This is a genomic window from Pseudomonas sp. TH34 (assembly GCF_016650865.1).
Taxonomy (GTDB): Bacteria; Pseudomonadota; Gammaproteobacteria; order Pseudomonadales; family Pseudomonadaceae; genus Aquipseudomonas; species Aquipseudomonas yamanorum.
Genome location: NZ_JAEKFB010000033.1, coordinates 431,586 through 456,966 on the forward strand (window position 1 = coordinate 431,586; position 25,381 = coordinate 456,966).

The 25,381-nt window shown below is 61.2% G+C and carries 25 protein-coding genes and 1 riboswitch; of the genes, 5 read left to right on the forward strand and 20 right to left on the reverse strand.

Going from position 1 to position 25,381, the window contains the following annotated elements; all coding sequences use genetic code 11:
* Positions 1 to 16 precede the first annotated feature (16 nt).
* From JFU58_RS27500 to cobO, 11 genes are all read right to left on the reverse strand, one after another.
* Entirely contained in the window at positions 17 to 421 is a 405-nt protein-coding gene (locus JFU58_RS27500) for a MarR family winged helix-turn-helix transcriptional regulator (RefSeq protein ID WP_063032418.1), read from the reverse strand.
* 42 nt (positions 422 to 463) lie between these two features.
* Positions 464 to 1,192 carry an adenosylcobinamide-GDP ribazoletransferase gene (locus JFU58_RS27505; RefSeq protein ID WP_063032420.1) on the reverse strand — a complete coding sequence of 243 codons (729 nt, stop codon included), beginning with the start codon at positions 1,190 to 1,192 and terminating at the stop codon, positions 464 to 466.
* A 2-nt stretch (positions 1,193 to 1,194) separates the two neighbouring features.
* Positions 1,195 to 1,770: an alpha-ribazole phosphatase family protein gene (cobC, locus tag JFU58_RS27510; protein ID WP_201142819.1), complete on the reverse strand. Its 576-nt coding sequence runs from the start codon at positions 1,768 to 1,770 to the stop codon at positions 1,195 to 1,197.
* Positions 1,767 to 2,822, reverse strand: a complete 1,056-nt coding sequence (cobT, locus tag JFU58_RS27515) for a nicotinate-nucleotide--dimethylbenzimidazole phosphoribosyltransferase (RefSeq protein ID WP_063032424.1) — start codon at positions 2,820 to 2,822, stop codon at positions 1,767 to 1,769. The genes cobC and cobT overlap by 4 nt, the downstream gene beginning before the upstream one ends.
* Complete coding sequence (gene cobU / locus JFU58_RS27520) at positions 2,819 to 3,340, reverse strand: bifunctional adenosylcobinamide kinase/adenosylcobinamide-phosphate guanylyltransferase (protein ID WP_177027068.1); 522 nt, start codon at positions 3,338 to 3,340, stop codon at positions 2,819 to 2,821. The genes cobT and cobU overlap by 4 nt, the downstream gene beginning before the upstream one ends.
* A gap of 846 nt (positions 3,341 to 4,186) precedes the next feature.
* Entirely contained in the window at positions 4,187 to 5,638 is a 1,452-nt protein-coding gene (locus tag JFU58_RS27525; protein ID WP_201142820.1) for a cobyric acid synthase, read from the reverse strand.
* Positions 5,635 to 6,624, reverse strand: a complete 990-nt coding sequence (cobD, locus tag JFU58_RS27530; RefSeq protein WP_063032430.1) for a threonine-phosphate decarboxylase CobD — start codon at positions 6,622 to 6,624, stop codon at positions 5,635 to 5,637. The genes JFU58_RS27525 and cobD overlap by 4 nt, the downstream gene beginning before the upstream one ends.
* A complete protein-coding gene (cbiB, locus tag JFU58_RS27535; RefSeq protein ID WP_063032432.1) occupies positions 6,617 to 7,525 on the reverse strand; it encodes an adenosylcobinamide-phosphate synthase CbiB in 909 nt (302 codons plus the stop codon). The genes cobD and cbiB overlap by 8 nt, the downstream gene beginning before the upstream one ends.
* Positions 7,522 to 8,172 carry a 5,6-dimethylbenzimidazole synthase gene (gene bluB, locus JFU58_RS27540; protein WP_177026428.1) on the reverse strand — a complete coding sequence of 217 codons (651 nt, stop codon included), beginning with the start codon at positions 8,170 to 8,172 and terminating at the stop codon, positions 7,522 to 7,524. Before bluB ends, cbiB begins: the two co-directional genes overlap by 4 nt.
* Positions 8,169 to 9,560, reverse strand: coding sequence for a cobyrinate a,c-diamide synthase (locus JFU58_RS27545; protein ID WP_201142821.1), 1,392 nt, complete (start codon positions 9,558 to 9,560; stop codon positions 8,169 to 8,171). Before JFU58_RS27545 ends, bluB begins: the two co-directional genes overlap by 4 nt.
* On the reverse strand, positions 9,557 to 10,168 hold the full coding sequence (cobO, locus tag JFU58_RS27550) for a cob(I)yrinic acid a,c-diamide adenosyltransferase (RefSeq protein ID WP_003210751.1): 612 nt from the start codon (positions 10,166 to 10,168) through the stop codon (positions 9,557 to 9,559). Before cobO ends, JFU58_RS27545 begins: the two co-directional genes overlap by 4 nt.
* Before the next feature lie 80 nt (positions 10,169 to 10,248).
* Positions 10,249 to 10,485: riboswitch (cobalamin riboswitch) on the reverse strand.
* A 99-nt stretch (positions 10,486 to 10,584) separates the two neighbouring features.
* Between cobO and JFU58_RS27555 the strand changes: the two genes are divergently transcribed.
* The gene (locus JFU58_RS27555; RefSeq protein ID WP_201142822.1) at positions 10,585 to 11,898 is read left to right on the forward strand and encodes a PQQ-dependent sugar dehydrogenase; all 1,314 of its coding nucleotides are present in this window, start codon (positions 10,585 to 10,587) and stop codon (positions 11,896 to 11,898) included.
* A 133-nt stretch (positions 11,899 to 12,031) separates the two neighbouring features.
* On the opposite strand, the gene JFU58_RS27560 is transcribed toward JFU58_RS27555, so the two are convergent.
* The 5 genes from JFU58_RS27560 to JFU58_RS27580 form a co-directional block, all read right to left on the reverse strand.
* Positions 12,032 to 12,574 (reverse strand): C40 family peptidase, encoded by a 543-nt coding sequence (locus tag JFU58_RS27560; RefSeq protein ID WP_003210749.1) that lies wholly within the window; start codon positions 12,572 to 12,574, stop codon positions 12,032 to 12,034.
* Between the two features lie 144 nt (positions 12,575 to 12,718).
* Positions 12,719 to 13,363, reverse strand: coding sequence for a C40 family peptidase (locus tag JFU58_RS27565; protein WP_063032442.1), 645 nt, complete (start codon positions 13,361 to 13,363; stop codon positions 12,719 to 12,721).
* Between the two features lie 213 nt (positions 13,364 to 13,576).
* Positions 13,577 to 14,281 carry a DnaA regulatory inactivator Hda gene (gene hda, locus JFU58_RS27570; RefSeq protein ID WP_010176467.1) on the reverse strand — a complete coding sequence of 235 codons (705 nt, stop codon included), beginning with the start codon at positions 14,279 to 14,281 and terminating at the stop codon, positions 13,577 to 13,579.
* A gap of 217 nt (positions 14,282 to 14,498) precedes the next feature.
* On the reverse strand, positions 14,499 to 15,572 hold the full coding sequence (locus tag JFU58_RS27575; RefSeq protein ID WP_063032444.1) for an AI-2E family transporter: 1,074 nt from the start codon (positions 15,570 to 15,572) through the stop codon (positions 14,499 to 14,501).
* 50 nt (positions 15,573 to 15,622) lie between these two features.
* Entirely contained in the window at positions 15,623 to 16,663 is a 1,041-nt protein-coding gene (locus JFU58_RS27580) for a DUF2066 domain-containing protein (protein WP_063032446.1), read from the reverse strand.
* Positions 16,664 to 17,023: 360 nt separating this feature from the next.
* On the opposite strand from JFU58_RS27580, the gene purM reads away from it, so the two are divergent.
* The 4 genes from purM to JFU58_RS27600 all read left to right on the forward strand — a co-directional run bounded on the left by purM (position 17,024) and on the right by JFU58_RS27600 (position 19,896).
* Positions 17,024 to 18,082, forward strand: a complete 1,059-nt coding sequence (purM, locus tag JFU58_RS27585; protein ID WP_063032448.1) for a phosphoribosylformylglycinamidine cyclo-ligase — start codon at positions 17,024 to 17,026, stop codon at positions 18,080 to 18,082.
* Complete coding sequence (gene purN, locus JFU58_RS27590) at positions 18,082 to 18,732, forward strand: phosphoribosylglycinamide formyltransferase (RefSeq protein ID WP_201142823.1); 651 nt, start codon at positions 18,082 to 18,084, stop codon at positions 18,730 to 18,732. The genes purM and purN overlap by 1 nt, the downstream gene beginning before the upstream one ends.
* Positions 18,733 to 18,740: 8 nt before the next feature.
* Complete coding sequence (locus tag JFU58_RS27595) at positions 18,741 to 19,454, forward strand: DUF3108 domain-containing protein (protein WP_003210742.1); 714 nt, start codon at positions 18,741 to 18,743, stop codon at positions 19,452 to 19,454.
* Positions 19,455 to 19,707: 253 nt separating this feature from the next.
* Positions 19,708 to 19,896, forward strand: a complete 189-nt coding sequence (locus JFU58_RS27600; protein ID WP_008438187.1) for a hypothetical protein — start codon at positions 19,708 to 19,710, stop codon at positions 19,894 to 19,896.
* An 83-nt stretch (positions 19,897 to 19,979) separates the two neighbouring features.
* On the opposite strand, the gene JFU58_RS27605 is transcribed toward JFU58_RS27600, so the two are convergent.
* From JFU58_RS27605 to relA, 4 genes are all read right to left on the reverse strand, one after another.
* Complete coding sequence (locus JFU58_RS27605; RefSeq protein ID WP_093197129.1) at positions 19,980 to 21,311, reverse strand: IS4 family transposase; 1,332 nt, start codon at positions 21,309 to 21,311, stop codon at positions 19,980 to 19,982.
* Positions 21,312 to 21,512: 201 nt separating this feature from the next.
* Positions 21,513 to 22,058: a DUF2058 domain-containing protein gene (locus JFU58_RS27610; RefSeq protein WP_093200557.1), complete on the reverse strand. Its 546-nt coding sequence runs from the start codon at positions 22,056 to 22,058 to the stop codon at positions 21,513 to 21,515.
* A 25-nt stretch (positions 22,059 to 22,083) separates the two neighbouring features.
* Positions 22,084 to 22,917, reverse strand: a complete 834-nt coding sequence (mazG, locus tag JFU58_RS27615) for a nucleoside triphosphate pyrophosphohydrolase (RefSeq protein ID WP_063032452.1) — start codon at positions 22,915 to 22,917, stop codon at positions 22,084 to 22,086.
* 153 nt (positions 22,918 to 23,070) lie between these two features.
* On the reverse strand, positions 23,071 to 25,314 hold the full coding sequence (relA, locus tag JFU58_RS27620; RefSeq protein ID WP_010176475.1) for a GTP diphosphokinase: 2,244 nt from the start codon (positions 25,312 to 25,314) through the stop codon (positions 23,071 to 23,073).
* Positions 25,315 to 25,381 lie beyond the last annotated feature (67 nt).

Consider the following 25,381-nt stretch of genomic DNA (forward strand, 5'->3'; position numbering starts at 1 on the left):
ATCGAAAAAACTCGCTTTAAGCGAGTTCATCCAGCAAGGCCAACAGGGTTTCGCGCTTTTCGGCGCCCAACTTATCGATCAATTTCTGCTGCGCCGCTTCCCAGGCCGGCAATGCCGCCGCAAGCCGTTCGTTACCTGCCTCGGTGAGCAGAACCAGGCGATTGCGCAGGTCATCGCCCTCGACCAGTTGCACCAGGCCCTCGCCCTCCAGCACCCGCAAATTACGCCCCAGCGTGCTGCGATCCAGGCCCATGGCGTCGGCCAGGCTGGAAATGCTCGGTTGATCGAGGCGCTGCAGATTACACAGCAAAGAATACTGGGCAACGTTGATCCCGAAGCCGTCGAGAGCGCCGTCGTAATGCCTGCTGACGCCACGAGCGGCGCGACGCAGGTTGGTGCATAAACATTGGGAAGCAAGCATAGAGCGTGTATATACCCGGGATTAATGAAATGCAAGAAACTGTTACAGCGCCAGACCGACCAACACCGCAACCTCCAATAGCTCCAACAGCGCACCGGCGGTGTCGCCGGTGGTGCCGCCGAGGCGATTAACCATCAGCTGGCGCAAGCCGATAAAGCAAAGCGCCGCCAGCAACACGGCAATCCCGCCGCTGAAACCGCCGATCAAGATACACGCCAGGCCGCTGAGGATCAGCACCTGTTGGCCGACGATCCGTGGCAAATGGTCCGCCAAGGCCTGCCCCAACCCACCCGCGCGCACATAGCGTGTGGTGAGAAACAGCGCCAGCATCGAAGCGCGACCAATCAACGGTGCGAGGATCAGCGCGGCGCCGTTATGCTGTTCAATCAACGCCACCAGCGCGGTGAACTTGAGCAACAGCACCAGGCCCAGGGTGACCACCGCGATCGGCCCGCTGCGCGGGTCTTTCATGATGGTCAGGGTGCGCTCGCGGTCGCCGAAGCCACCGAGCCAAGCGTCGGCGCTGTCGGCCAGGCCGTCCAGGTGCAGGCCGCCACTGAGCAACACCCACGCAGTCAACAACAGCGCGGCGTGCAGCAGCAATGGCGCGCCCATCAACACCGCGTTCAAGCCCCACAGCAGCAGCCCGAACAATAGCCCCACCAGCGGATAAAACAGCAACGACCGCCCCAACTCCTGCGGCTGCGGCATGCCGGGCAAGCGAATCGGCAGGCTGCTGAGAAACTGCAAGGCGATCCAGAACGGCAACATGCTCAGAGTCCTTCCCTTAATACGCCATCGGCCTCGACCTGCAGGCTGAACAGGCCACCGTGGCCCACTTCAACATTCAACAGTTGCTCACGCGGCAAACCGCGCGCCTGAGCCAACAGCAAACGCATGACTCCGCCGTGGCTGATCAGCAGCACTCGCTGACCGTCATAGGCTTGATGCAAGCGCGCGATAGCACCCAATACACGCGCGGAGAACTGCGACACCGGCTCGCCCTGCGGCGGCGTGAAACTGTAGGGGTCAGCCCAGAACAGACCCAGCGCGTCGGCGTCGGTTTCCATCAAGGCTGCGGCGCTCTGCCCTTCCCAGGCGCCGAAGTGTAGCTCCTGCAGGTCTTTTTCCAGGGTGACCGGCAGGTTCAGGCGCGCGCCCAGCTCATCAGCAAGCCGCGCGCACCGTTGCAGCGGCGAGCTGACCAGTCGGTCCCACGGGCCCTGCTCCACCACCGCCCCACGCATCTGCTCCCAGCCCTTGGCGGTAAGCGCATCGTCCAGGCTGCCGCGCAAGCCGCCGCCCAGTTCGGTTTCGCCGTGGCGCAGCAGGTCCAGGTGCAAAGTCATGCCGGGCGGTCCGCCACGGCCGCTTCGGCGAACGTCGCCATTTGCCCATGCAGCGCGCAGGCCAGGCGCAGCAACGGCACGGCCAGCGCGGCGCCACTGCCTTCGCCCAGGCGCAGGCCGAGCTCCAGCAATGGTTCGGCATTGAGGCTTTGCAGCACGTGACGATGGCCGGGCTCGGCACCGCGATGGCCGAACAGCAGCCATTCGCGGCAGCCGGGATTCAGGCGCGTGGCGACCAGCGCGGCGACCGTGCAGATAAAGCCGTCCACCAGCACCACGACCCCTTCTTGAGCGCAGGCCAGGTAGGCGCCGACCAGCGCGGCAATTTCAAAGCCTCCGAGGTTGAACAGGGTTTTCAAGGCGTCATCACGGTCGCCTGCGTGCAATGCCAGCGCGCGTTCGATCACGGCAACTTTGTGGCTGACACCTTGGGCGTTCAGGCCAGTACCGGGGCCGGTCAGGTCGCTGACCTGGCAATCCAGCAGCGCGCAGGCCAGGGCACTGGCGGCGGTGGTATTGCCGATGCCCATTTCGCCGCCGATAAACAGCTGCGCGCCGCTCGCGATGGCGCGGTGCACGCTGTCGCGGCCGGCTTGCAGGGCCAGTTGGCCCTGGGCCTCGGTCATGGCCGGGCCGTTGACGAAGTTGGCGGTGCCGAGACCGATATTCAAGTGGCGTACGCCCGGTAGGTTCAACGTCGGGGTGATGGTGCCGAGGTCGACCACTTCCAGCTTGGCGTCGAGTTGACGGGCCAGCACGCTAATGGCCGCGCCACCGGCGACGAAGTTGTGGAGCATCTGGCCGGTGACTTCCTGGGGGAAGGCGGAGACACCTTCGGCGACTACGCCGTGGTCGCCGGCGAAGATCGCGATCCACAGGTGGTCGACGCTGGGTTTGACCTGGCCCTGGAGGCCGGCCAGTTGGACGGCCACGGCTTCCAGTTGGCCGAGGGAGCCGGCGGGCTTGGTCAGTTGCTGCTGGCGGGCCAGGGCTTGTTCGTTGGCTTGGGTGTCGATTGCTTTGCAGGGGTTAAGCCACCAGGTGTCGGTCATAACGCAGTACCTTTTAAAGTCAGGGGCAGGCCGGCGACGGTCAGGACAACGCGCTGACAACGTTCGGCCAAGGCTTGATGCAGCCATCCGGCTTCATCGACATAGCGGCGAGTCAATTCGCCCAGCGGGACGACACCTAGTCCGGTCTCGTTGCTGACAAAAATGATTTCTCCTGGGAGGGTGGCCAGGGTTTGTAGCAAGGCCTCGCGCTCGAGGTTGAGACGGTCGGGGTCTTCGAGCATCAGCAGGTTGGTGAGCCATAAAGTCAGGCAGTCGACCAACAGGCAATGGTTCGGGGTGGCGTTTTCCTTGAGAACACGGGCCAGTTCGATGGGTTCTTCGATCAGGGCCCATTCGGATGGGCGGCGTTCGCGGTGGTGGGCGATGCGTGCGTTCATTTCGCCGTCCAGGGGTTGGCTCGTCGCTATGTAGGTGACGCTTAGGGCGCTGTCGGTGGCGAGCTTTTCAGCCAGGCGGCTTTTGCCGGAGCGGGCGCCGCCGAGGATCAACTGGAGCATGGGTTGTGCCTCTGTTTTTGACTGTGTGTATATCCGTTATTTTTGTAACGGCTGATATGGGTTCCGCCCTTACGGCGGCTCACTTTTGAAAAGCGCAAAAGTAAGCAAAACGCTCTTGCCCCACCACTCGGCACCTCGCCTAGGCTCGGTGTGCCCTCACTCCGGCTTTGGACCGTGGGCCGCCGCGATGGGCCATCCTTGGCCCAGCGCGGCTAACCCGGCGTCCTGCCGGGTTACCCACGCTCCAAAGCCTGCGTTCGGCCAGCGTGGTTTAACGGGGCGCCTAAGATCAAAATCAAGATCAAAAGCAAGAGCACAGCGGCCTACCGGCCGGCTTGAGTGTTTAAAAGCCAAATCAAAAGCTAAAGCGGGCACGGTCAAATGTGGGAGCTGGCTTGCCTGCGATGGCATCAACTGGGTGTACCTGATGCACCGAGTTGTCTGCATCGCAGGCAAGCCAGCTCCCACAGAAAAGCAGCTCTGTTTTCGCTCTGGTTTTTGCTTTTGCTTTTAACACTCAAGCCGGCCGGTAGGCCGCTGTGCTCTTGCTTTTGATCTTGATCTGCGGGCCCCGTTAACCACGATGGCCGCAAGCAGGCACGGTGGAGCGGGTAAATCGGCAAGGATGCCGATTTAGCCGCGCCGGGCCATGGATGGCCCGTCGCGGCGGCCCGCGGAATCGGGCCGGAGTGCGGGCATGCCGAGCCTAGGCGAGGCACCGAGTGGTGGGGCAAAGACCTTTTGGTTACTTTTGGGGCGTTTGCCAAAAGTGACCCGCTGTAAGAGCGGAACCATAAGCGGCCGTTACCGCAGCAACGGATATGTACACGGTCCATTACAACCAACTCAAACCCCACACAACGAACGCAGCAACCCGGTATCCAGATGCCGCTCTACCAAATCCGCCAACCGCTCAATATCCCGCTCCCGCAACCCGTGATAATCCACCTCTTGCACATCTTCCAACCCGGCCCAACGCAACAAAGCACTACAGGCCGCCGGAGCCTCAAACAACCCATGCAAATAGGTCCCAAGAACCTGCCCATCCTCACTCTGAGCCCCATCCCGACGCCCATCGTCCAACTGCACCGCAGCCCGCACCAAACCAGCGCCACTGGTAACGCCCGCGTGGATCTCATACCCACTCACCTCGGCATCCTCCAGCAACAACCGCCCCCGCACGTTACGCAGTTGCTTCTCCTCCTCCAGGGTCGTACTGAACGCCAACAACCCCAACCCCACACTCGAACCGCAAGGCCCTTCCAGCCCCAGCGGGTCATGCACCTGCTCCCCGAGCATCTGCAACCCACCACAAATCCCCAACACCTTCCCGCCATAACGCAGATGCCGAGCCACCGCCGTGTCCCACCCGTTGGCCCGCAAATACGCCAAATCACTGCGCACACTCTTCGAGCCCGGCAAAATAATCAGGTCCGCCGCAGGAATCGCCTGCCCCGGCCCCACAAACTGCAAATCCACCTGCGGATGCAACCGCAACGGATCAAAATCCGTGTGATTACTGATCCGCGGCAATACCGGCACCACCACCTTGAGCACTTGCGCCGCCTTGTCGATCTGGCGCTGGTCGATACCGTCCTCAGCCTCCAGATGCAGATCCATCACATACGGCAACACCCCCACCACCGGTTTGCCCGTACGCGCTTCCAGCCAATCCAACCCCGGCTGCAATAGCGCGATATCGCCGCGAAAGCGATTGATGATGAAGCCTTTGACCCGCGCCTGTTCGGTGGGTGATAACAATTCCAGAGTGCCCACAAGGTGCGCAAACACCCCGCCGCGATTGATGTCGGCAATCAGCAGCACCGGGCAGTCCACCGCTTCGGCAAAGCCCATGTTGGCAATGTCGTTCGCCCGCAGATTGATCTCGGCCGGCGAACCCGCGCCCTCGACCATCACCACCGGGTAAGCCGCACTCAACCGCGCATGAGAGGCCAGCACCGCTTGCATCGCGATGGCTTTGTAATCGTGATAAGCCACGGCATTCATGGTGGTCACGGCGCGCCCGTGGATGATCACTTGGGAGCCCGTGTCGCTGTTGGGTTTGAGCAGCACCGGGTTCATGTCGGTGTGGGGCGCCAGGTTCGCCGCCTGGGCCTGCACCGCCTGCGCTCGGCCGATTTCGCCGCCTTCGGCAGTCACGGCGCTGTTGAGTGCCATGTTCTGCGGTTTGAAGGGCACCACCGGTATGCCCTGGCGCACCAACCAGCGACACAGCGCGGTCACCAACGTGCTTTTGCCCGCGTCGGATGTGGTGCCCTGCACCATCAAGGTACTCATGAGGCTTCCCTGTAGGCGCTCAGCGCCTGTTCCAGCCGTAACCAGTCGGCCTCGGTATCAGGCAGGCCGAAACGCAAGCTGCTGTTGTCGACAAACAGGCGCAACAGAATGCCGCGCTGGGCCATGAATTCATGCAGCTGTTCTGCTCGGTCCGTGATCATCCACTGAAACAACCCGCAGCCGCCCTGAGGCCGCAAGCCATGGCGTTCAAGTACGTCAAACAGACGCTGGCTGGCCGACTCGCAACGCAGCCGCTGTTGCGCATGGCCGACGGTATCGCGCAGACACACTTGCCCAAGCACCCGCGTCGGCCCGCTGACGGCCCACGGCCCCACCTGTTCGGCGAGCAGCTTGAGCAGATTGCGCTCGGCCAGCACAAACCCCAGCCGCACGCCGGCCAGGCCGAAGAACTTGCCGAACGAGCGCAGCACGATCAGGCCGACTTGGTGGGCCTGGCTTGCCAGGCTCAACTGCGGGGTGATGTCCATAAAGGCTTCATCCACCACCAGCCAGCCACCGCGCTGGGCCAAGCGTGCATGCCAGTCCAGCAGGCGTTGCGGCGTCAGGCTCAGGCCGGTGGGATTGTTGGGGTTGACCACCACCAGCACGTCGAGGCTCTCGAGGAAGAAGTCGACTTCCTGCTCCAGTACTTCGCGCACGATGTACCCGGCGCGACGCCAGGCTTCGGCGTGTTCGGCGTAACACGGCGACAGCACACCGACCTTGCCCGTCCGGCGCAGTCGCGGCAATAACTGGATCGCGGCCTGGGAGCCGGCTACTGGCAGTACGTGGGTCGCGCCGTAATATTCGCAGGCGGCCTGTTCCAGGCCGTCATCGGTTTCAGGCAGGCGCGCCCAGGCCCGCAGCGGGATGTCCGGGATCGGAAACGGCCATGGCGCCAGACCACTGGACAGGTCCAGCCAATCGGCCTCTGCAATGCCGTATTGCAACGCCGCCTTGCGCAAGCGGCCACCGTGCTCAAGCATAAAATTCAGCCCCCACACACAGGATCAGCAACCACAGCCACACGCCGCGTTGCACCAGTTGCCAGCCACGCTCGATGGAATCCGCATCTGCCGGCGGGCCTTCGCCCAGTTGCGGGCGCTGGTGCAGCTCGCCGTGATAAATCGCCGCGCCACCCAGCTCCACGCCAAGGGCACCAGCGCCTGCCGCCATCACCGGGCCGGCATTGGGGCTGTCCCAGGTCGGGCCCTGAGTGCGCCAGCATTTGAGGGCCAGGCGGGTTTTGCCCAGCAGCGCGTAGGTCAACGCCACCAGGCGCGCCGGAATGTAGTTGAGCACGTCATCGATCTTTGCTGCGGCCCAGCCGAAACGCTCAAAGCGTTCATTGCGATAGCCCCACATGGCATCCAGGGTGTTGCTCAGGCGATAGAGCACCACGCCGGGCACGCCGGCGACCACAAACCAGAACAAGGCGGCAAATACCGCGTCGCTGCCGTTTTCCAGCACCGATTCGGTGGCTGCACGGGCGACTTCGGTGCGATCCAGCTCGCTGGTCTGGCGGCTCACCAGATAGCTGACACGCTTGCGCGCCTCGTCCAGATCATCACTGCGTAACGCTTGCGCCACCGGCAGCACGTGTTCGCCGAGGCTGCGCATGCCGAGGGCGCAATACAGCGCGAGGATTTCCAGGACCCAACCGATGTAAGGCGCCCACGAGAGGGCCGTGGCCAACAGGGTCAGCGGCACCACCGCAATCACCCATGCGGTAACGCCATGGCTGCGCCAGCCACGGCCGCCGGAGTTGAAACGCTGCTCGATACGCCCGGCAAAATTACCGAACGCCACCAGCGGATGCCAGCGCCTGGGCTCGCCCAGCAGCGCATCCAGCGCCACCGCAGCGACACTCAGCAAGGCCACACTCATTGACTCACTCCCCAAACATTCTCGTACAACATGTCACTCAGTGGCCGTGGTTCGGTCCAGCCTTCGAGCTGCAACATCGGTGCCGGGTAGAACTCGGTCACCGGGCCCAGGCACAACACGGCCAACGGCTTGGCGCCGGGCGGCAGGCCCAGCAGGTCGGCCAGGGCCTGGGGCTCGAACAACGAGACCCAGCCCATGCCCAGCCCTTCGACGCGGGCGGCCAGCCATAGATTCTGGATCGCGCAGGACAACGACGCCATGTCCATTTCCGGCAAGGTACGGCGCCCGAAGATATGCCGTTCGCGATCGTCCATCAACGCCGCCACCAGTACTTCGGCGCAGTCGTTGATGCCTTCGACCTTGAGCTTCATGAACTGGTCGGAGCGCTCGCCAAGGGCCTCGGCGGTGCGTACCCGTTCTTCTTCCACTAACTGCTGGATCTGGCCGCGCAGGTTGCGGTCGCTGATGCGGATAAACCGCCAGGGCTGCATCAACCCGACGCTCGGCGCCTGGTGGGCGGCTTGCAGCAGGCGGTGGAGCAATTCAGGCGCGACGGTGCCACCGCTGAAGTGGCGCATGTCACGGCGTTCGGCGATGGCGCGGTAGACGGCTTCGCGGTCGGCTTCCGGAAAGGCGTTGTCCGTCATGGCCTCATCGCGGGCAAGCCCGCTCCCACCGTAGATTGCGTTTCAACTCGGTCAAGTGTGGGAGCTGGCTTGCCTGCGATGGCGGTCTCAAGGCCTGGCGCAAACAGCGCAGCCACCGCCGTCGGGTTGGACGGGAAGTAAAAGTGCACGTAGGAAGCCGTCATCCGGCCCTGACGATAAACCGCCTCGGCGCCGCGCCCTCCATTAGGGCTCAGGCCCCGGGCAATCGGCTGCCACTCGGTGCTGGTCAACGAATGATGGTAGGTGTGGCCGCGCAACAGGCCTTCTGGCAGTTCGACGTTTTGCAGGGCCAGTGCCGCCAGGCGCTTTTGCATCACGGCATCGCCCTGGAGCAGGCCGACCAGTTCGGCACGGGTGCCGTCGACATCGGTGAGCGAGTCCAGCAGATAGAGCATGCCGCCGCATTCGGCCAGCAGCGGTTTGCCAGCAGCGTGATGGGCGCGGATGGCGTCCAGCATCGCGGTATTTTCCGACAGCGCCTGGTGATGCAGTTCCGGGTAACCGCCGGGCAGGTAGAGGCTGTCAGCTTCGGGCAATGCGCGGTCACGAATCGGCGAGAAGAAGCACAGTTCGGCGCCCATCGCCCGCAGCAGGTCGAGGCTGGCGCCATAGGTAAAGGCGAAGGCTTCGTCGCGGGCCACGGCTATGCGCACACCGGCCAGCAACGGTTGGGGCTCGATCACCTCGGGTGCGGCGAACTCTACCGGCGGTGGCAGCGCTACCTCACAGCTGCTGCCCAAGGCTTGGGCGGCGGCGTCGAGGCGCAAGTCGAGGTCGTTCAGTTCACTGGCCTGCACCAGGCCGAGGTGGCGACTGGGCAACTCGATGCCGGTTTCCCGGGACAGTGCACCGTACCAGCGCAGGCCTTCGGTGAGACTGCCTTCAAGCAGTTGCGCATGGCGCAGCGTGCCGACACGGTTGGCCAGTACGCCGGCAAACGGCAGGTCCGGCTGGTAACGCGCCAGGCCCAATGCCAGCGCGCCGAAGGTCTGGGCCATGGCCGTGCCGTCGATCACCGCCAGTACCGGCACACCAAAGTGCCGCGCCAGGTCGGCGCTGGAGGGCGTGCCATCGAACAGGCCCATCACGCCTTCGATCAGGATCAGGTCGGCTTCGCCCGCCGCTTCCCACAGCAACCGGCGACTTTCCTGCTCGCCCACCATCCACATGTCTAATTGATAGACCGGCGCACCACTGGCGCGCTCGTGGATCATCGGGTCCAGAAAGTCCGGGCCGCATTTGAACACCCGCACCTTACGCCCCAGGTTGCGGTGCAAACGGGCCAGCGCGGCGGTGACGGTGGTTTTGCCCTGGCCGGACGCCGGAGCGGCGATCAGGACAGCAGGACAGCGACGGGGCTGATTCAAAGTTCGATGCCTTTCTGCGCCTTGATACCGGCCTGGAAGGCGTGCTTAAGCATGCCCATTTCCGTCACGGTGTCGGCCATTTCGATCAATTCGGGTTTGGCGCCACGGCCGGTGACCAGCACGTGCTGCATCGGCGGGCGGGCCTGCAGGTCGCTGAGTACCTGGTCCAGGTCGAGGTAGCCGTGCTTGAGGGCGATGTTCAGCTCGTCCAGCACCACCAGGCCGATGGCCGGGTTCTGCAGCATTTCCCGGGAGACCGCCCAGGCGGCTTCGGCGGCCACGATGTCGCGCGCACGGTCCTGGGTTTCCCAGGTAAAACCTTCGCCCATTACGTGGAAGCGCACCTGCTCGGGGAAACGGCGGAAGAACAGTTCTTCGCCGGTGCTGTTGCGGCCCTTGATGAACTGCACCACGCCGCACTGCATGCCGTGGCCCATTGCTCGCGCGAGCATGCCAAAGGCAGAGCTGCTCTTGCCTTTGCCGTTGCCGGTGAGCACCAGCAGCAATCCGCACTCGTTCGGTGAATTGGCAATGCGCTCGTCAATCACGGCTTTTTTGCGCAGCATGCGCGCCAGGTGGCGTTCGTCACGATCGGGGGATTCAGTCATGGCAGCTCTCCGTTGGGGCTGGACAAAAACGGCGGGCAGGAAAAAGACACATACAGACAGCCAAGCATCGCCCACCGTGATGCTGTTGGATGGATCAGGCCGGTCTCCGGGCTCATGAGTGGCATCGGATGCCGAGGGTGCGCCTTCCCATATCGCGGGCGATACAGTGGCTTAAGGCACCGTCTTGACTCATTTACCGTTGCGGGGGCAGCGCCGGGATCGTGGCGGCACTGTAGAAAAATGCGCTCACTCACCGGCTTCCCTGTTTCACTCAGTCGGCGCGTACGCCACAGAGCACCTGAAACAAGCCGCGAAGGTTAGTGGGTTGGGGGTGGAGCGTCAATTAAAGCCGGACATGCGCGTGAACCATCGGGCCGCTGCGCGCCTCTACCGCTACAGGTATTAAGGAGAAAACCATGCACAAGACCCGACTTGCCCTACTGATCATGCTCGCCGGCACCCTCGCCGCCTGCGGCGAAAGCTCTACCCTGCAAGTGTCCGACGGCACCGGGCCCTCGCCCAAACTGCCGGAACCGAATAAAACCCTGATCCCCACGGTGAACATCGCCCCGGCCATCGGCTGGCCCGAAGGCGCCAAGCCTACCCCGGCGGCAGGCACCCAAGTGGCAGCGTTTGCCGAAGGCCTGGATCACCCGCGCTGGCTGTATGTACTGCCCAATGGCGATGTACTGGTGGCGGAAACCAACGCACCGCCCAAGCCGGATGATGCCAAGGGCATTCGTGGTTGGGTGATGGAGAAAGTCATGGGCCGTGCCGGGGCCGGCGTGCCGAGCCCGAACCGCATCACCCTGCTGCGGGACGCCGACCACGACGGCGTAGCCGAAACCCGCACGGTGTTCCTGGAGAACCTGAACTCGCCGTTCGGCATGACACTGGTGGGCAACGACCTGTATGTCGCCGATTCGGACAAGTTGCTGCGTTTCCCTTATCAGCCGGGCGAAACCACGATCAAGGACGCCGGCACCACAGTCACCGACTTGCCAGGCGGCAGCATTAACCATCACTGGACCAAGAACGTGATCGCCAGCCAGGACGGCAGCAAGCTGTACGTCAGCGTGGGCTCCAACAGCAACGTCGCGGAAAACGGCCTGGAAGCCGAAAAAGGCCGGGCCGCGATCTGGGAAGTGGACCGAGCCACCGGCCAGCACCGCATCTTCGCCTCCGGCCTGCGCAACCCCAACGGCATGGCTTGGGAACCGCAAAGCGGCAAGCTATGGACCGCAGTCAACGAGCGGGATGAAATCGGCAGCGACCTGGTCCCGGACTACATCACCTCGGTCAAGGATGGCGCCTTCTACGGCTGGCCATTCAGTTACTACGGGCAGCACGTGGATGTGCGCGTGAATCCGCAGAACCCGGAGCTGGTGGCCAAGGCGATTGCCCCGGACTACGCGGTGGGTCCGCACACAGCTTCCTTGGGACTGACCTTTGCCGAGGGCAGCAAGTTACCGGCGCAGTTCAGCCATGGCGCGTTTATCGGCCAACATGGTTCGTGGAACCGCAAGCCCCACAGTGGCTACAAGGTGATCTTCGTGCCGTTTGAGGCCGGCAAGCCAAAAGGCCAGCCGGTGGATGTGCTGACCGGCTTCCTCAACAGCGACGAGAAAGCCATGGGCCGTCCGGTCGGCGTGGTGATCGACAAGCAGGGGGATTTGCTGGTGGCGGATGATGTGGGGAACAAGGTATGGCGGGTGTCGGCGGCTAAATAGCCAACTTCGCAAACACCGCAAAACAAATGTGGGAGCGGGCTTGCTCGCGAATGCAGTGTGTCAGTCACCTGGTTGTCGGCTGATCCACCGCATTCGCGAGCAAGCCCGCTCCCACATTTGGTTTCGTGTTTTCCTAGGGGTTTCGTGCCAGGTGCTCCGCCGGCAACACGCGCTTGGCGCTCAGGTAGGCATTCTGCCAATAAGCCTTGGACAGCGTGTCCAGCTTCACCGTACCGCCGGTTTGCGGCGCATGCACAAAGCGCCCCTCACCTACGTAGATCCCGGCGTGGCTGACCTGCGAGCCGCCACCGGTGGCAAAGAAAATCAGGTCGCCGGTCTGCAGGTTGTTTTCGCTCACGTCCTGAGCGCGCATCACGATCAGCTCGCGGGTAGTGCGCGGCAGAGAGATGCCCGCCGCGTCACGGTAGACGAAGCCGATCAAGCCACTGCAATCAAACCCCGAGTCCGGCGTGTTGCCGCCCCAACGATAAGGCGTGCCGACCAGGCCCAGCGCACGAAAAAGCACGTCTTCGGCCGCAGGCGAGAAACTTTGGGTGGCGTAGGTGTTGAACACCGGCTTGGGCTTGACGGCCACGGGAGCAGGCGGAGGACGGCTTGCGCAGGCGCTGAGCAGCGCGGCGCAAACGAGAAGAATTAGGCGGGCCGAGGTCGACATGGGCAGAACAATCCTGATCTGGATGCGGCTTTCGCTGCCGAACGTTGAAAAACAGAACGCGCAAGCAAAGCTCGCGCGATCAATTTACAACAATGCCCAGGGATTCTAGCGCTTACACGTCAAACTTCAAGTATCACTTTAACTTTACTTGCTAGCGGTAACTGTAGTCGGGGCCATCGCCAGGGCGCGCTTGGCTTCGATGAAGGTTTTGCTCCAGTAGCTGTCACCCAGGTTGTCGACTCGCACACCACCGCTGCGGCGGCTGCTGGAGTGGATAAACTGGTTATCGCCCAGGTAGATACCGGCGTGACTGACGCGACCACGGCCAGCCGTACTAAAGAAAAGCAGATCACCGGGCTTGAGGTTGTTTCGTGCGACCAACGGTGCATCCACATTGATCATTTCGCGGGTGGAGCGCGGCAGATTCATGCCGGCTTCCTCGCGGAACAGGTAGCCGATGAAACCGCTGCAGTCGAAACCGGCTTCAGAGGTACCGCCAAAACGGTAACGGGTACCGATCAGGGACATGCCGCGTTCGAGAATGCTGTCGGCCAGAACTGGAAGCTGGTAAGGCTTGGCGCCGGCGAAGTCGGCGAGTTCTTTTTCGGTAGCCTGCTCTTCTTTATAGAAAGCTTCCTGGTAAACAGTGGAAGACTGAGATGCTACGAATTTTGCCTGGGACTGTTGTGCTGGTTTCTGCTGCTCAGCCACGTTTTGAGTGTGGGTGGCGCAACCAAACAACAGGGTAACGAGTGCGAGAGGCACGAGGGGTGCGAAGCGATTTAGCATGGGCACGACCGTGGCTGATGTGTAAAGAAGCCGAGACTATGCCTTCTATCACATCGATTTGCAAATTCAATCGTGATCTATGTGACTTCTTGTTTGAACTATGACATCTAAGCCCTTAACACCCTATAGACCCCATTTGCGTGGCCAAAACGGCACAAACGCAGGTTTTCTGGCGCCTGTAATTTGCCGAAAGCCGCGATTTTAAAGGGCTGGCTACCAGCCGAGGGTTTCCTTCAGGAAGGGGATGGTCAGCTTGCGCTGAGCCTGCAAGGAGGCCTGATCGAGCTGTTCGAGCAAGTCGAACAGTGCACTCATGCTGCGGGTACCACGGGTGAGGATAAAATGCCCGACTTCATCCGTCAGGTGCAATCCACGGCGGGAAGCACGCAGTTGCAGGGCACGCAATTTGTCTTCGTCGGACAACGGGCGCATCTGGAAAATCAGCGCCAGGGTCAGCCGCGACTTCAAGTCAGCCAGCTTCACCGGCAGCTCACGTGGCGAGGTGGATGCAGCAATCAACAAGCGCCGACCACTGTCCCGCAAACGGTTGAACAGATGGAACAGCGCCTCCTCCCAATCCGCCCGCCCCGCTACCGCCTGCAAATCATCCAGGCACACCAGTTCGTATTGTTCAAGGTTGTCGAGGATCTCGATACCACGGTCCAGCAGCTCCGCCAACGGCAAGTAAACTGCCGGCTCACCCATCTGCTCGAAGCGCAGGCAAGCGGCCTGTAACAAGTGGGTACGCCCCACGCCGTCCTTGCCCCAGAGGTAGATCAGGCTTTCGGTCCACCCGGCGTCGGCTTCGCAGAGCCGCTCGACATAGCCGAGTGCAGCGGCATTGGCGCCTGGGTAGTAATTGATAAAGGTGGCGTCGTCACGCAGACGCACACCTAGGGGCAGCTGAATCGGTTTCATGCTGACTGAACGGTTCCAATCGAACCGTTAGTGACCTCTGTGTAAAGTTTGCAAAGTTTATACCCGTGACGCCGGGCGCACAATGCAGCAGACCACAAGCAAAATCAAAGGTTTGCGTTAACTTGTTGGATTTGGTGAGGATTGTTTGACGCAATGGCGAAACGCCAGAGCCGATAAATGACAAACCCGGCCTTGAGCCGGGTTTGTGATACTGCGGTTACAACTCCGGTTCGTCGACCCCGGCGTACATGTCCGAGTCCTTGTACAAGTCGTGCACATGGCGCACCAACACCATGATCACCGCCGCTACCGGCAGCGCCAGCAGGATCCCGGTAAAGCCGAACAGCTCGCCGCCCGCCAGGATCGCAAAGATCACTGCCACCGGGTGCAGACCGATCCGGTCCCCCACCAGCAACGGCGTCAGCACCATGCCTTCCAGGGCCTGACCGACCATAAACACCGCGACAATCCCGAGCATCGGATACAGGTCGCCGTGGAACTGGAACAGCCCGGCCACCAGCGCCGCACCGATACCAATCACAAAACCCATATACGGCACGATGGCCGCCAGGCCAGCGATCAGGCCGATCAACAGCCCCAGCTCCAGACCAATAGCCATCAGCCCCGCCGCATAGATGATCCCCAGGGCCAGCATCACCAACAACTGGCCCCGAACGAAGGCGCCAAGCACCTCATGACACTCCTCGGCCAGGGAGACGATGCGCTCCTCACGGTCGCGTGGCAGCAGGCCGCGGATTTTGGCCATCATGATGTCCCAGTCCCGCAGCAAGTAGAACGCTACCACCGGGATCAACACGAGGTTAGTCAGCCAGCCGATCAGCGCCAGGCTCGAAGCCGTCGCCTGGCTCAACACCACGCCGACAATGTCAGTGGTCTGGCCCATGTGCTCACTGATGGCGGCCTTGACCTTGTCAAACTTCCAGAACCCGTCTGCCAGCCCCAGCTTGGCCTGCGCCCACGGCATGGCCGTGTGTTGCAGCCAGTCGAGCATCTGCGGCGCCAGTTCATAGAGCTTGAACAACTGCTTGGCCAGCATCGGCACCAGCACCAGCACCAGCGCCGTGATGATCAAGGTGAACAACGCAAACACCGCCACTACGCCCCAGGTACGTGACAGGCCGATCTTTTCCAGGCGATCCACCACGGGATCGAACAGATAGGCCAGCAGTAACGCGACCAGGAACGGCGTCAGGATCGAATGCAGCAGGAACACAAAAACGCACAGCAGGACAATCCCGCCAAGCCACACCCAACGACGCGTATCCGCCATAAACCCTTCCCTCTGTTATTTGCTTCCTGCTTCTATATAAGAAGGAAGGTTTACCAATGAAAACGTAGTTGCGGCGTCGGCTCGACCGGCGCCGGTTGTGCACCTTCCACCACCGGCTGCGGAGCCGGTGCTTCACCCGCCGGGATTTCCTGCAACTTGGCCAGGCTCAACTGAGTGCGCAACTGCTCGGCGCTGCCATTCACACGATAGACGATGCGACTGCCATCCACCCGCACCGGCTGGGCACCGAACGGCTCCAGCAGATGCCCCAGGGCGGCGTAATGCTCAAGGTTCATACCCTGCACTTCCAGCAACTGATCGCTGGTGGCAGCGCCGGCCTTGACCGCAAAGCGCGGGGCCAGGCGTTCGCTGACAGCCAGCAGCACGGCGTCGGCCAGCGCAGCGGTGTCAGTACCGGTGGCGGTGCCCTGCTCGCTTTTATCGCCCAACCAGAGGCGCCACTTGGCCGACCATTGGCCGCCGTCTTCGCGGGCATGCACCGCCAGCAAGGCGTCGGCGCCATAACGTTCGGACGCGGCACGCAGTGGCGTGGCGTCGGGGCTTTCAAGATTCGGAGCGGTGGCGACGATTTGTTCGTCCAGGTCACCCAGCGGCAGGCGCAAAGGCAAACCACGGTGCTGGGCCGCGCGACGCAGCGGTTGGGCGACGGCCTGGCCATCGCCCACCAGGCTGCTGCCTTCGACGGAGTCGTTCAGCCACCAACCGAGGATCGACGGCCGATTGCTGCCCCACAGCGCCAAGCCTGCGCCACGCAAGGCGCGATCGGTACTGACGGGGTCGAAATCCACTTGCAGACTTTCCGGAGGGCCGGCGTCGTAGCCGTATTGGCTGATGATCTGTTGCGGGTCCTTGCGAATCGCCGCCAGGCCTGGGCCATCAGCGGCCTTGGCGTCGCCGGTCAGGCGGATCACCAGGGTTTGCAGGGCACGCTGGGTAGCCTGATCACGCTCCTGGGGAGATTGGCTGCTGACTGGCTCCAGCACTTGATAGAGGCCATTGAGGGTTTCGGCATGACTCGCCAGGCTGACCAACGACAAGCAGCCCACAAAAAAATATTTACTCAGACCCATGAAAGAAGATTCCCGAACGGCAAAATAAGCGGTTGGAACAGACCGCGTGAACACTGTTGAGCAAGGCTGTGACCACAGCGACCGGCAAAACATTCACAGGGTCTCGGTAAGTTTTTGTACTGTCATAACGATAGCGAGTTAAAGGCTATACCTTAATACGGCCCGTGACCGACTCGATTAGCGATTTTTTTAACAGCTATTGCCCCTGCCCGTCGGCCCGAGGATGGCCGCTGCCCCTCAAGCCTGATAAAATCGCGCGCCTTCGCAGACCGTCAATGGCAGGCCATGCTGAAACTTCAGGTTTCGGTATACCCGCCGCATTCGGTCGTTACCCCTGAATCCCCCCTAAAGGCCTGGATCATGAGCAAGCAACCCTCCCTGAGCTACAAGGACGCCGGTGTAGACATCGACGCCGGTGAAGCATTGGTCGAACGCATCAAGAGCGTCGCCAAGCGCACTGCGCGCCCCGAAGTCATGGGCGGCCTGGGCGGTTTTGGCGCCCTCTGCGAGATCCCGGCCGGCTACAAGCAGCCTGTATTGGTCTCCGGCACCGACGGTGTGGGCACCAAGCTGCGCCTGGCACTGAACCTGAACAAGCACGACAGCATCGGCATCGACCTGGTTGCCATGTGCGTGAACGACCTGGTGGTGTGTGGCGCCGAGCCGCTGTTCTTCCTTGACTACTACGCCACCGGCAAGCTCAACGTCGAGACCGCGACCCAAGTGGTTACCGGCATTGGCGCTGGCTGCGAACTGTCCGGCTGCTCCCTGGTCGGCGGCGAAACCGCTGAAATGCCAGGCATGTACGAAGGCGAAGACTACGACCTGGCCGGTTTCTGCGTCGGCGTTGTCGAAAAATCCGAAATCATCGACGGCTCCAAAGTCGCCGCCGGTGACGCCCTGCTGGCCCTGCCATCGTCCGGCCCGCATTCCAACGGCTACTCGCTGATCCGCAAGATCATCGAAGTGTCCGGTGCCGACATCGAAACCATCCAGCTCGACGGCAAGCCTTTGACCGACCTGCTGATGGCCCCGACCCGTATCTACGTGAAGCCTTTGCTCAAGCTGATCAAGGACACCGGCGCGGTCAAGGCCATGGCCCACATCACCGGTGGCGGCCTGCTGGACAACATCCCGCGCGTACTGCCTAAAGGCGCCCAGGCGATTGTCGACGTGGCCAGCTGGCAGCGCCCGGCGGTCTTCGACTGGCTGCAAGAGAAAGGCAACGTCAACGAAACCGAGATGCACCGCGTGCTGAACTGCGGCGTGGGCATGGTCATCTGCGTGGCTCAAGAGCACGTTGAAACCGCGCTGAACGTCCTGCGTGAAGCCGGCGAGCAGCCTTGGGTCATCGGTCAGATCGCCACCGCTCCTGAAGGCGCGGCTCAGGTTGAACTGAAGAACCTTAAGGCGCACTGATGCCTGCAACCTGTGATGTCGTGGTGCTGCTCTCCGGCACCGGCAGTAACTTGCAGGCCCTGATCGATAGCACGCGTACCGGCGACAGCCCGGTGCGCATCGCTGCGGTGATCTCCAACCGCAGCGACGCCTACGGCCTGCAACGCGCCAGGGACGCGGGTATCAACACCCGCTCCCTGGATCACAAGGCCTTCGAAGGTCGCGAGGCCTTCGACAGCGCCTTGATCGAACTGATCGACGCCTTCAATCCCAAGCTCGTGGTACTGGCCGGCTTCATGCGCATTCTCAGCGCTGACTTCGTGCGCCACTACAACGGGCGACTGCTGAATATCCACCCGTCCCTGCTGCCCAAATACAAAGGGTTACACACCCACCAGCGTGCCCTGGAGGCCGGCGACACCGAGCACGGCTGCAGCGTGCACTTTGTTACCGAGGAACTCGATGGCGGGCCTCTGGTCGTACAGGCAGTAGTTCCGGTAGAGTCTGAGGACTCTGCGCAGACACTTGCGCAACGGGTTCACACCCAGGAACACAGGATTTACCCGCTGGCTGTTCGCTGGTTCGCTGAGGGGCGGTTGATTCTTGGCGACCACGGTGCATTATTGGACGGTCAGTTACTTGCGGCCAGCGGCCACTTGATTCGAACCTAGGAGACTTTATGCGTCGCGCCCTGCTCTTCGCCTTTGCGCTGTTCGCCTTGCCTGCCGTGCAAGCGGCAGACCTTCACCCTTTCTCCGCGAGCTACACCGCCGACTGGAAACAGTTGCCCATGAGTGGTTCGGCAGAACGTAGCCTGACCAAGAATGACAACGGCAGCTGGACCTTGAATTTCAAGGCCTCCATGATGATCGCCAGCCTGACTGAAACCAGCGTGATTCGTTTCGACAAAGATGCCCTGCAGCCGGTGAGCTACACCTTCGAACGCGGCGGCCTCGGCAAGACGAAGAAGATCAACCTCGACTTCGATCAGACGGCCAAGAAAGTCACCGGCTTTGAAAACAAGGACCCGGTCAACGTGGCCCTTCAAAGCGGCATGCTCGATAAGTCGACCTACCAGTTGGCATTGCAGCGCGATGTTGCAGCCGGCAAGAAAAGCATGAGCTACAACGTCGTCGAAGGCACTGATGTCGACACCTACGACTTCCGCGTGATCGGCCCGGAAAAGGTCCAGACCAAAGCCGGCTCCATCGATGCAATCAAGGTCGAGCGCGTGCGTGACCCGACTCAAAGCAAGCGCATTACCCAAATGTGGTTTGCCAAGGACTGGGGCGGCATCCTGGTTGCCCTGCGTCAGGTCGAGACCGACGGCAAGGAATACAACATCATGCTGCAAGACGGTACCGTTGACGGCAAGGCTGTCAAAGGCAGCTGATCCTCAGCACAGTGAAAGAGCCTCGCGCATGCGGGGCTTTTTTTCGCCTGTCACCTGACGCCAACATGAAACTTTTGTCATATAACTCAGCGCCCTGCGACGCAATGTCGCGGTTTCCGTGGGCTCGGGCGATTACTGCAAATCCTGTAAAGGTGTGTTGCAATTCCTGGTTATTTACTTAGCAAGCTAACAAATCATATAACAAAGGCCTGCGACGCCTTGCCGCAGATCAACCAGAGATTGGAGCAAGCAGATGACTGTAAAAGTAACTGAACGCGACGATGAACATATGTCCCATGAAGCAGTAGCCCACGGGATTCACATCTGGGATGTACACCAGCAAGACCTGCTGGTCGGCATGTTTCACGACGAGACCGAAGCTCATAATTATAAAAACGAGCTCGAGACCCTTGAGATGAAACGCCAGGCGCAAAGCTCCTGAAACTCTGAAATCCTGTAGGTAGCCAGCTCCACGCAGCTGGAATATCTAAAAACACAAACCCCGCCTTTTGAGCGTAATGCTGTTCACTTAAGCGGAGCAGCCTTACGGTCTACTGGAAATCGGGTTTTTGAGATCTTCACCGTCCTTGGCCTCGAAGGCCTTGGACGGTGATCCAGAAACAATCCTCCGATACCTGCCCTTAACTCTGCCAATCGTCTCCCTGTCGCTGAGATCGGGTTGGCCGCAGCCATCACAATCAATTGCACCGCGATGTACTGACAAGCCGGTTTGAAACGGATGTCCGAGGGCGCTCGGCCAAACGCCACCGCTGCCTGACTGGCTTCCCGACGAATTACGTTGTAAGCCAGCAAAAGTCCCCACACCTCCTGATAAATCAGCTCGACTTTTTTGCTGCGCAAGGTCATAGCGTTCTGTTGCATCGAACTCTTGATGTCCCTGAAGCCCAGCTCGATCTCCCAGCGTTCCTGATAAAGCTTGGCAACGGCCTTGGTGTTGTAGGTCTCGGCCGGCAAGGACGTCATGACGGTCTTCACTTTGCCTTGTATTTCATAGCTGACTTCACGTACCTCCCAGTGCGATGGAAGGACCGGATTTCGCTTTCTGGCCTGCGGTGAGACTTTCATGCGCACCAAACGGTCATGCACGCTGTAACGGGCCACTTCCTCACAGACCAGTCCTTTTTTTGCCGGGATCAACCAATGACGGTGGGTGCCCGAACGGCTCAAACTCGACAGTAGCTCGGCGCCCCAGAACCCTTTGTCGAACAGCGTCACTGAGTGGTCGGGAATCTGCTGCAAAAACTCGTCGGCCAAGCGCATTTCACTGCGTCGGTAAGGGCTCAATTGAGCATCCAGGATCACATGCGAACGCACATTCATCAGCGCCACCAGGCGCAGCATGGGAAACGGTGTCTGGCGCTCACTCGGGGTGTTTCCCGATCCAAAGTGATCTCGCAGCTCGGGCGTATCCGGAGTGCGTAAAAGTGCACCGTCCACCGCGAATACCTGCAGGTCGTGCCAGGCATCATCGTCGTAGCGCTCCGCCCCCCATTGAGTACCGGTCTTGCGAAACAGCCACTCAACAGGATCGGCACCGAGCCGCTTTCGCGCCTCGGTCACACCGCTGCGGGCCAACAAGTGGTCAGAAGCCAGGCCTTGGGCGCAGATGTTCAAACGTCTGGCCACTTCGTGAACCGGCTCATCTCGAAATAGCGCCATCCCCAGTACCAACCAAAGCACTTGATCAGCGGGCAGGCGACGCCGGCGAATGGTGGCCTGACTGGAAAGATCCAGCGCAGACGCTACCCACTCAATGGGAATATTTTGGGTAAAGGTGCTCAGGTCGCAGAAGTTGAAAAGGTCGCCGAGGTCAAGCAGGTCCTGTTGAACAGACATAAAAAATCCGATGCCAGAGGTCTGGTATCGGATTTTCTAGGAAGCCCGGCGTAGGCTCAAATGCTTAAGTGAACAGCATTACGCCTTTTGAGCGGGGTTTGTGTTTTTGGGGATTGGGATTTTGGGGGCGCTTCGCGCCCCAGCGGGAGCAAGCTCCCTCGCCACAGCAAGCCCCCTCGCCACAATGTGGTTTCTAACGCATTACCACATCAGATCGTCAGGGATCTGGTAGGCGGCGTACGGATCATCCTCATCCGGCACCTGGCTTTCGGTCAGGACGTTCATCTGGACGATACGCTCCGGCGCCCGCTCCTGGATCTTCAGCGCAGCTTCGCGCGGGATCACCTCGTAACCGCCACCGTGATGCACGATCGCCAGGGAGCCATTGCTCAGCTTGTTACGCATCAGCGTGTTGACCGACAGGCGCTTGACCTTCTTGTCATCCACGAAGTTGTAGTAGTCCTCGGTGGTCAACTTGGGCAGACGCGAGGTTTCGATCAGTTGCTTGACCTGGGCAACACGGGCCTTGGCCTCGGCTTTTTCCTGCTGCTGACGGTTCAGCTCCTGGTCACGCTTGACCTTCTCGGCATGCGCTTCGATGGCCAGGCGCGCCTGGGTATCGTCGGCTGCGACCTGGCCTTTATGCACCAGCCGCTGCTGTTTCTGTTTCTCTTTGCCGACCTGCTTGGCCTGCTTTTGGTTGACCAGGCCTGCTTTGAGCAACTGGTCGCGAAGGGAAATGCTCATGGTGCTTACTCACTTGGGCAACGGCTCAGCCGCAGCTGGACAGATTCTTTTCCTGGCGTTTGGCTTCGCCCCACAGGGCGTCCAACTCTTCGAGGGTGCAATCTTCTATGGGACGGTGGGTCTCGCGCAATGCCTGTTCGATAAATCGGAAACGTCGTTCGAATTTTGCGTTGGCTAAACGCAGGGCCGCTTCCGGGTCGACCTGGAGGTGACGGGCCAGGTTGACCGCCGCAAACAGCAGGTCGCCCACCTCATCCGCGATGGCTGCCGGGTCGTTATCGGCCATGGCTTCAAGCACTTCATCCAGCTCTTCGCGTACGTTATCCACCACCGGCAACGCCGCCGGCCAGTCAAAACCCACCTGCCCGGCGCGCTTTTGCAATTTGGCGGCACGGGAAAGCGCGGGTAAGGCCGTGGGTACGTCATCCAGCAGGGACAATTGCTGTGGCGCGTCGGACTTTTCCGCACGCTCCTCGGCCTTGATCGCTTCCCAGCGTTCCTTGACTTGCTCTTCGCTCAACTGCGGGATATCCAGCGGCGCATACAAATCACCGGTGGGGAACACATGCGGGTGACGGCGAATCAGTTTGCGGGTGATGCTGTCGATCACCCCGGCAAATTCAAAGCGCCCTTCTTCCCGCGCCAACTGGCTGTAATACACCACCTGGAACAACAGGTCGCCCAGCTCACCTTGCAGGTGATCAAAATCCCCGCGTTCGATGGCGTCGGCGACCTCGTAGGCTTCTTCCAGGGTATGGGGGACGATGGTGGCGTAGGTTTGCTTGATGTCCCACGGGCAACCGTATTGCGGGTCGCGCAGGCGGTTCATCAGGTGCAGCAGGTCTTCAAGTGAATACATCAGTCTCTTTCCGCAGAAGTGGAAACGCTGAGGATCAAATGTGGGAGCGGGCTTGCTCGCGAAGGCGGTGTGTCAGCTGCCTGATATTTGACAGACACACCGCCTTCGCGAGCAAGCCCGCTCCCACATTTTAGTCCGCGCTCATCCAGCTACTCATGGCGTGCGATTACGCCGGGTCTCAATGATGTTCGGCAACTGGGAAATACGCCCCAGCAACCGCCCCAACGCGTCCAGCCCAGGAATCTCGATAGTCAGGGACATCAACGCGGTGTTGTCCTCTTTATTCGAGCGGGTATTGACCGCCAGCACGTTGATCCGCTCATTGAGCAGCACCTGCGACACGTCGCGCAGCAGGCCGGAACGGTCGTAGGCACGGATGACGATGTCCACCGGATAGGTCAACACCGGCACCGGGCCCCAGCTGACCTGGATGATCCGCTCCGGCTCGCGCCCGCCCAATTGCAACACCGAGGCACAGTCCTGACGGTGAATGCTCACCCCGCGTCCCTGAGTGATGTAACCGACGATAGCGTCGCCCGGCAATGGCTGGCAGCAGCCGGCCATTTGCGTCATCAGGTTGCCGACACCCTGGATCTGGATATCGCCACGCTTGCCTGGCTTGTAGCCGGTGGCTTTACGCGGGATCAGTTCCAGCTGCTCGCTGCCACGCTCCGGCTCAACCAGTTGCTGGGCCAGATTCACCAACTGCGCCAGGCGTAAATCACCGGCACCGAGGGCGGCAAACATGTCTTCGGCGATCTTCATGTTGGCCTTTTCGGCCAGCTTGTCGAAGTCCACCTGCGGCAGGCCCAGGCGCGCCAATTCGCGCTCGAGCAAGGTCTTGCCGGCGGCGACGTTCTGGTCGCGCGCCTGCAATTTGAACCAATGGACGATCTTCGCCCGCGCCCTGGACGTGGTGATGTAGCCCAGGTTCGGGTTCAGCCAGTCGCGGCTCGGCGTACCGTGCTTGCTGGTAATGATCTCGACCTGTTCACCGGTCTGCAGGCTGTAGTTGAGCGGTACGATGCGCCCGTTGATCTTCGCGCCACGGCAGTTGTGGCCGATCTCGGTGTGCACGCGGTAGGCAAAGTCCAGTGGCGTGGCGCCCTTGGGCAGGTCGATCGCGTGGCCGTCGGGGGTGAAGATGTAGACCCGGTCGGGTTCGATGTCCACCCGCAACTGGTCGGCCAAACCACCGATGTCGCCCAGCTCTTCATGCCATTCCAGCACCTGGCGCAACCAGGAAATTTTCTCTTCGTACTGGTTGGACCCGGCCTTGACGTCGGTGCCCTTGTAGCGCCAGTGAGCGCATACACCCAGCTCCGCTTCTTCGTGCATCGCATGGGTACGGATCTGTACTTCCAGCACCTTGCCCTCGGGGCCGATCACTGCCGTGTGCAACGAGCGGTAACCGTTTTCCTTGGGGTTGGCGATGTAGTCGTCGAACTCCTTGGGGATGTGCCGCCACAGCGTGTGCACGATACCCAGCGCGGTGTAGCAGTCGCGCATTTCCGGCACCAGCACGCGCACGGCACGCACGTCGTAGATCTGGCTGAAGGCCAGGCCCTTGCGCTGCATTTTGCGCCAGATGGAATAGATGTGTTTGGCCCGGCCGCTGATGTCGGCTTCAACGCCAGTGGCCTGCAACTCCGTGCGCAACTGGCTCATCACGTCGGCGATGAAACGCTCACGGTCCAGCCGCCGCTCATGGAGCAGCGTGGCAATCTGTTTGTATTGATCGGGTTCGAGGTAACGGAAGGACAAGTCCTCCAGTTCCCACTTGATATGGCCGATGCCCAGGCGGTGGGCCAGGGGCGCGTAGATGTCGAACACCTCGCGGGCGACGCGGTTGCGCTTTTCGTCATCAGCGGTTTTCACTGCACGAATCGCGCAGGTGCGTTCGGCCAGCTTGATCAGGGCGACACGTACGTCGTCGACCATCGCCACCAACATCTTGCGCAGGTTTTCCACCTGGCCCTGGGTGCCCAGCACCATGGACTGGCGCGGGCTGAGGCTGGCACTGATCGCCGCCATGCGCAGCACGCCGTCGATCAGCTTGGCCACCACGGTGCCGAAACGCTGGCTGACGGTGGGCAGCTGAATATGCCCTTCGCGCACGCCGCGATACAGCACCGCTGCGATCAGCGAATCCTGATCGAGCTTGAGATCGGCGAGGATCTCGGCGATTTCCAACCCGGTGCGAAAGCTTGAAGTGCCTTCGGCCCACAGGTTCTTGGCCGCATTGTCTTGCTGTTCAGACTCACGAGCGAACTCGCAGGCTGCTTTCAAGGCTTCACGGTCCAGTGCCGGGTCGACACTGATGGCATGATCCAGCCATGCCTCGAGATTGATACTGCCGTCGGTGTTGATCGGCTGGTGTGCTCTCACCTGTACCATCTTGCTTACCTTCCCTACGACGCACCTTTAGTGCGTCAAAATCATCGCTGACCTGCTTTACAAAAAA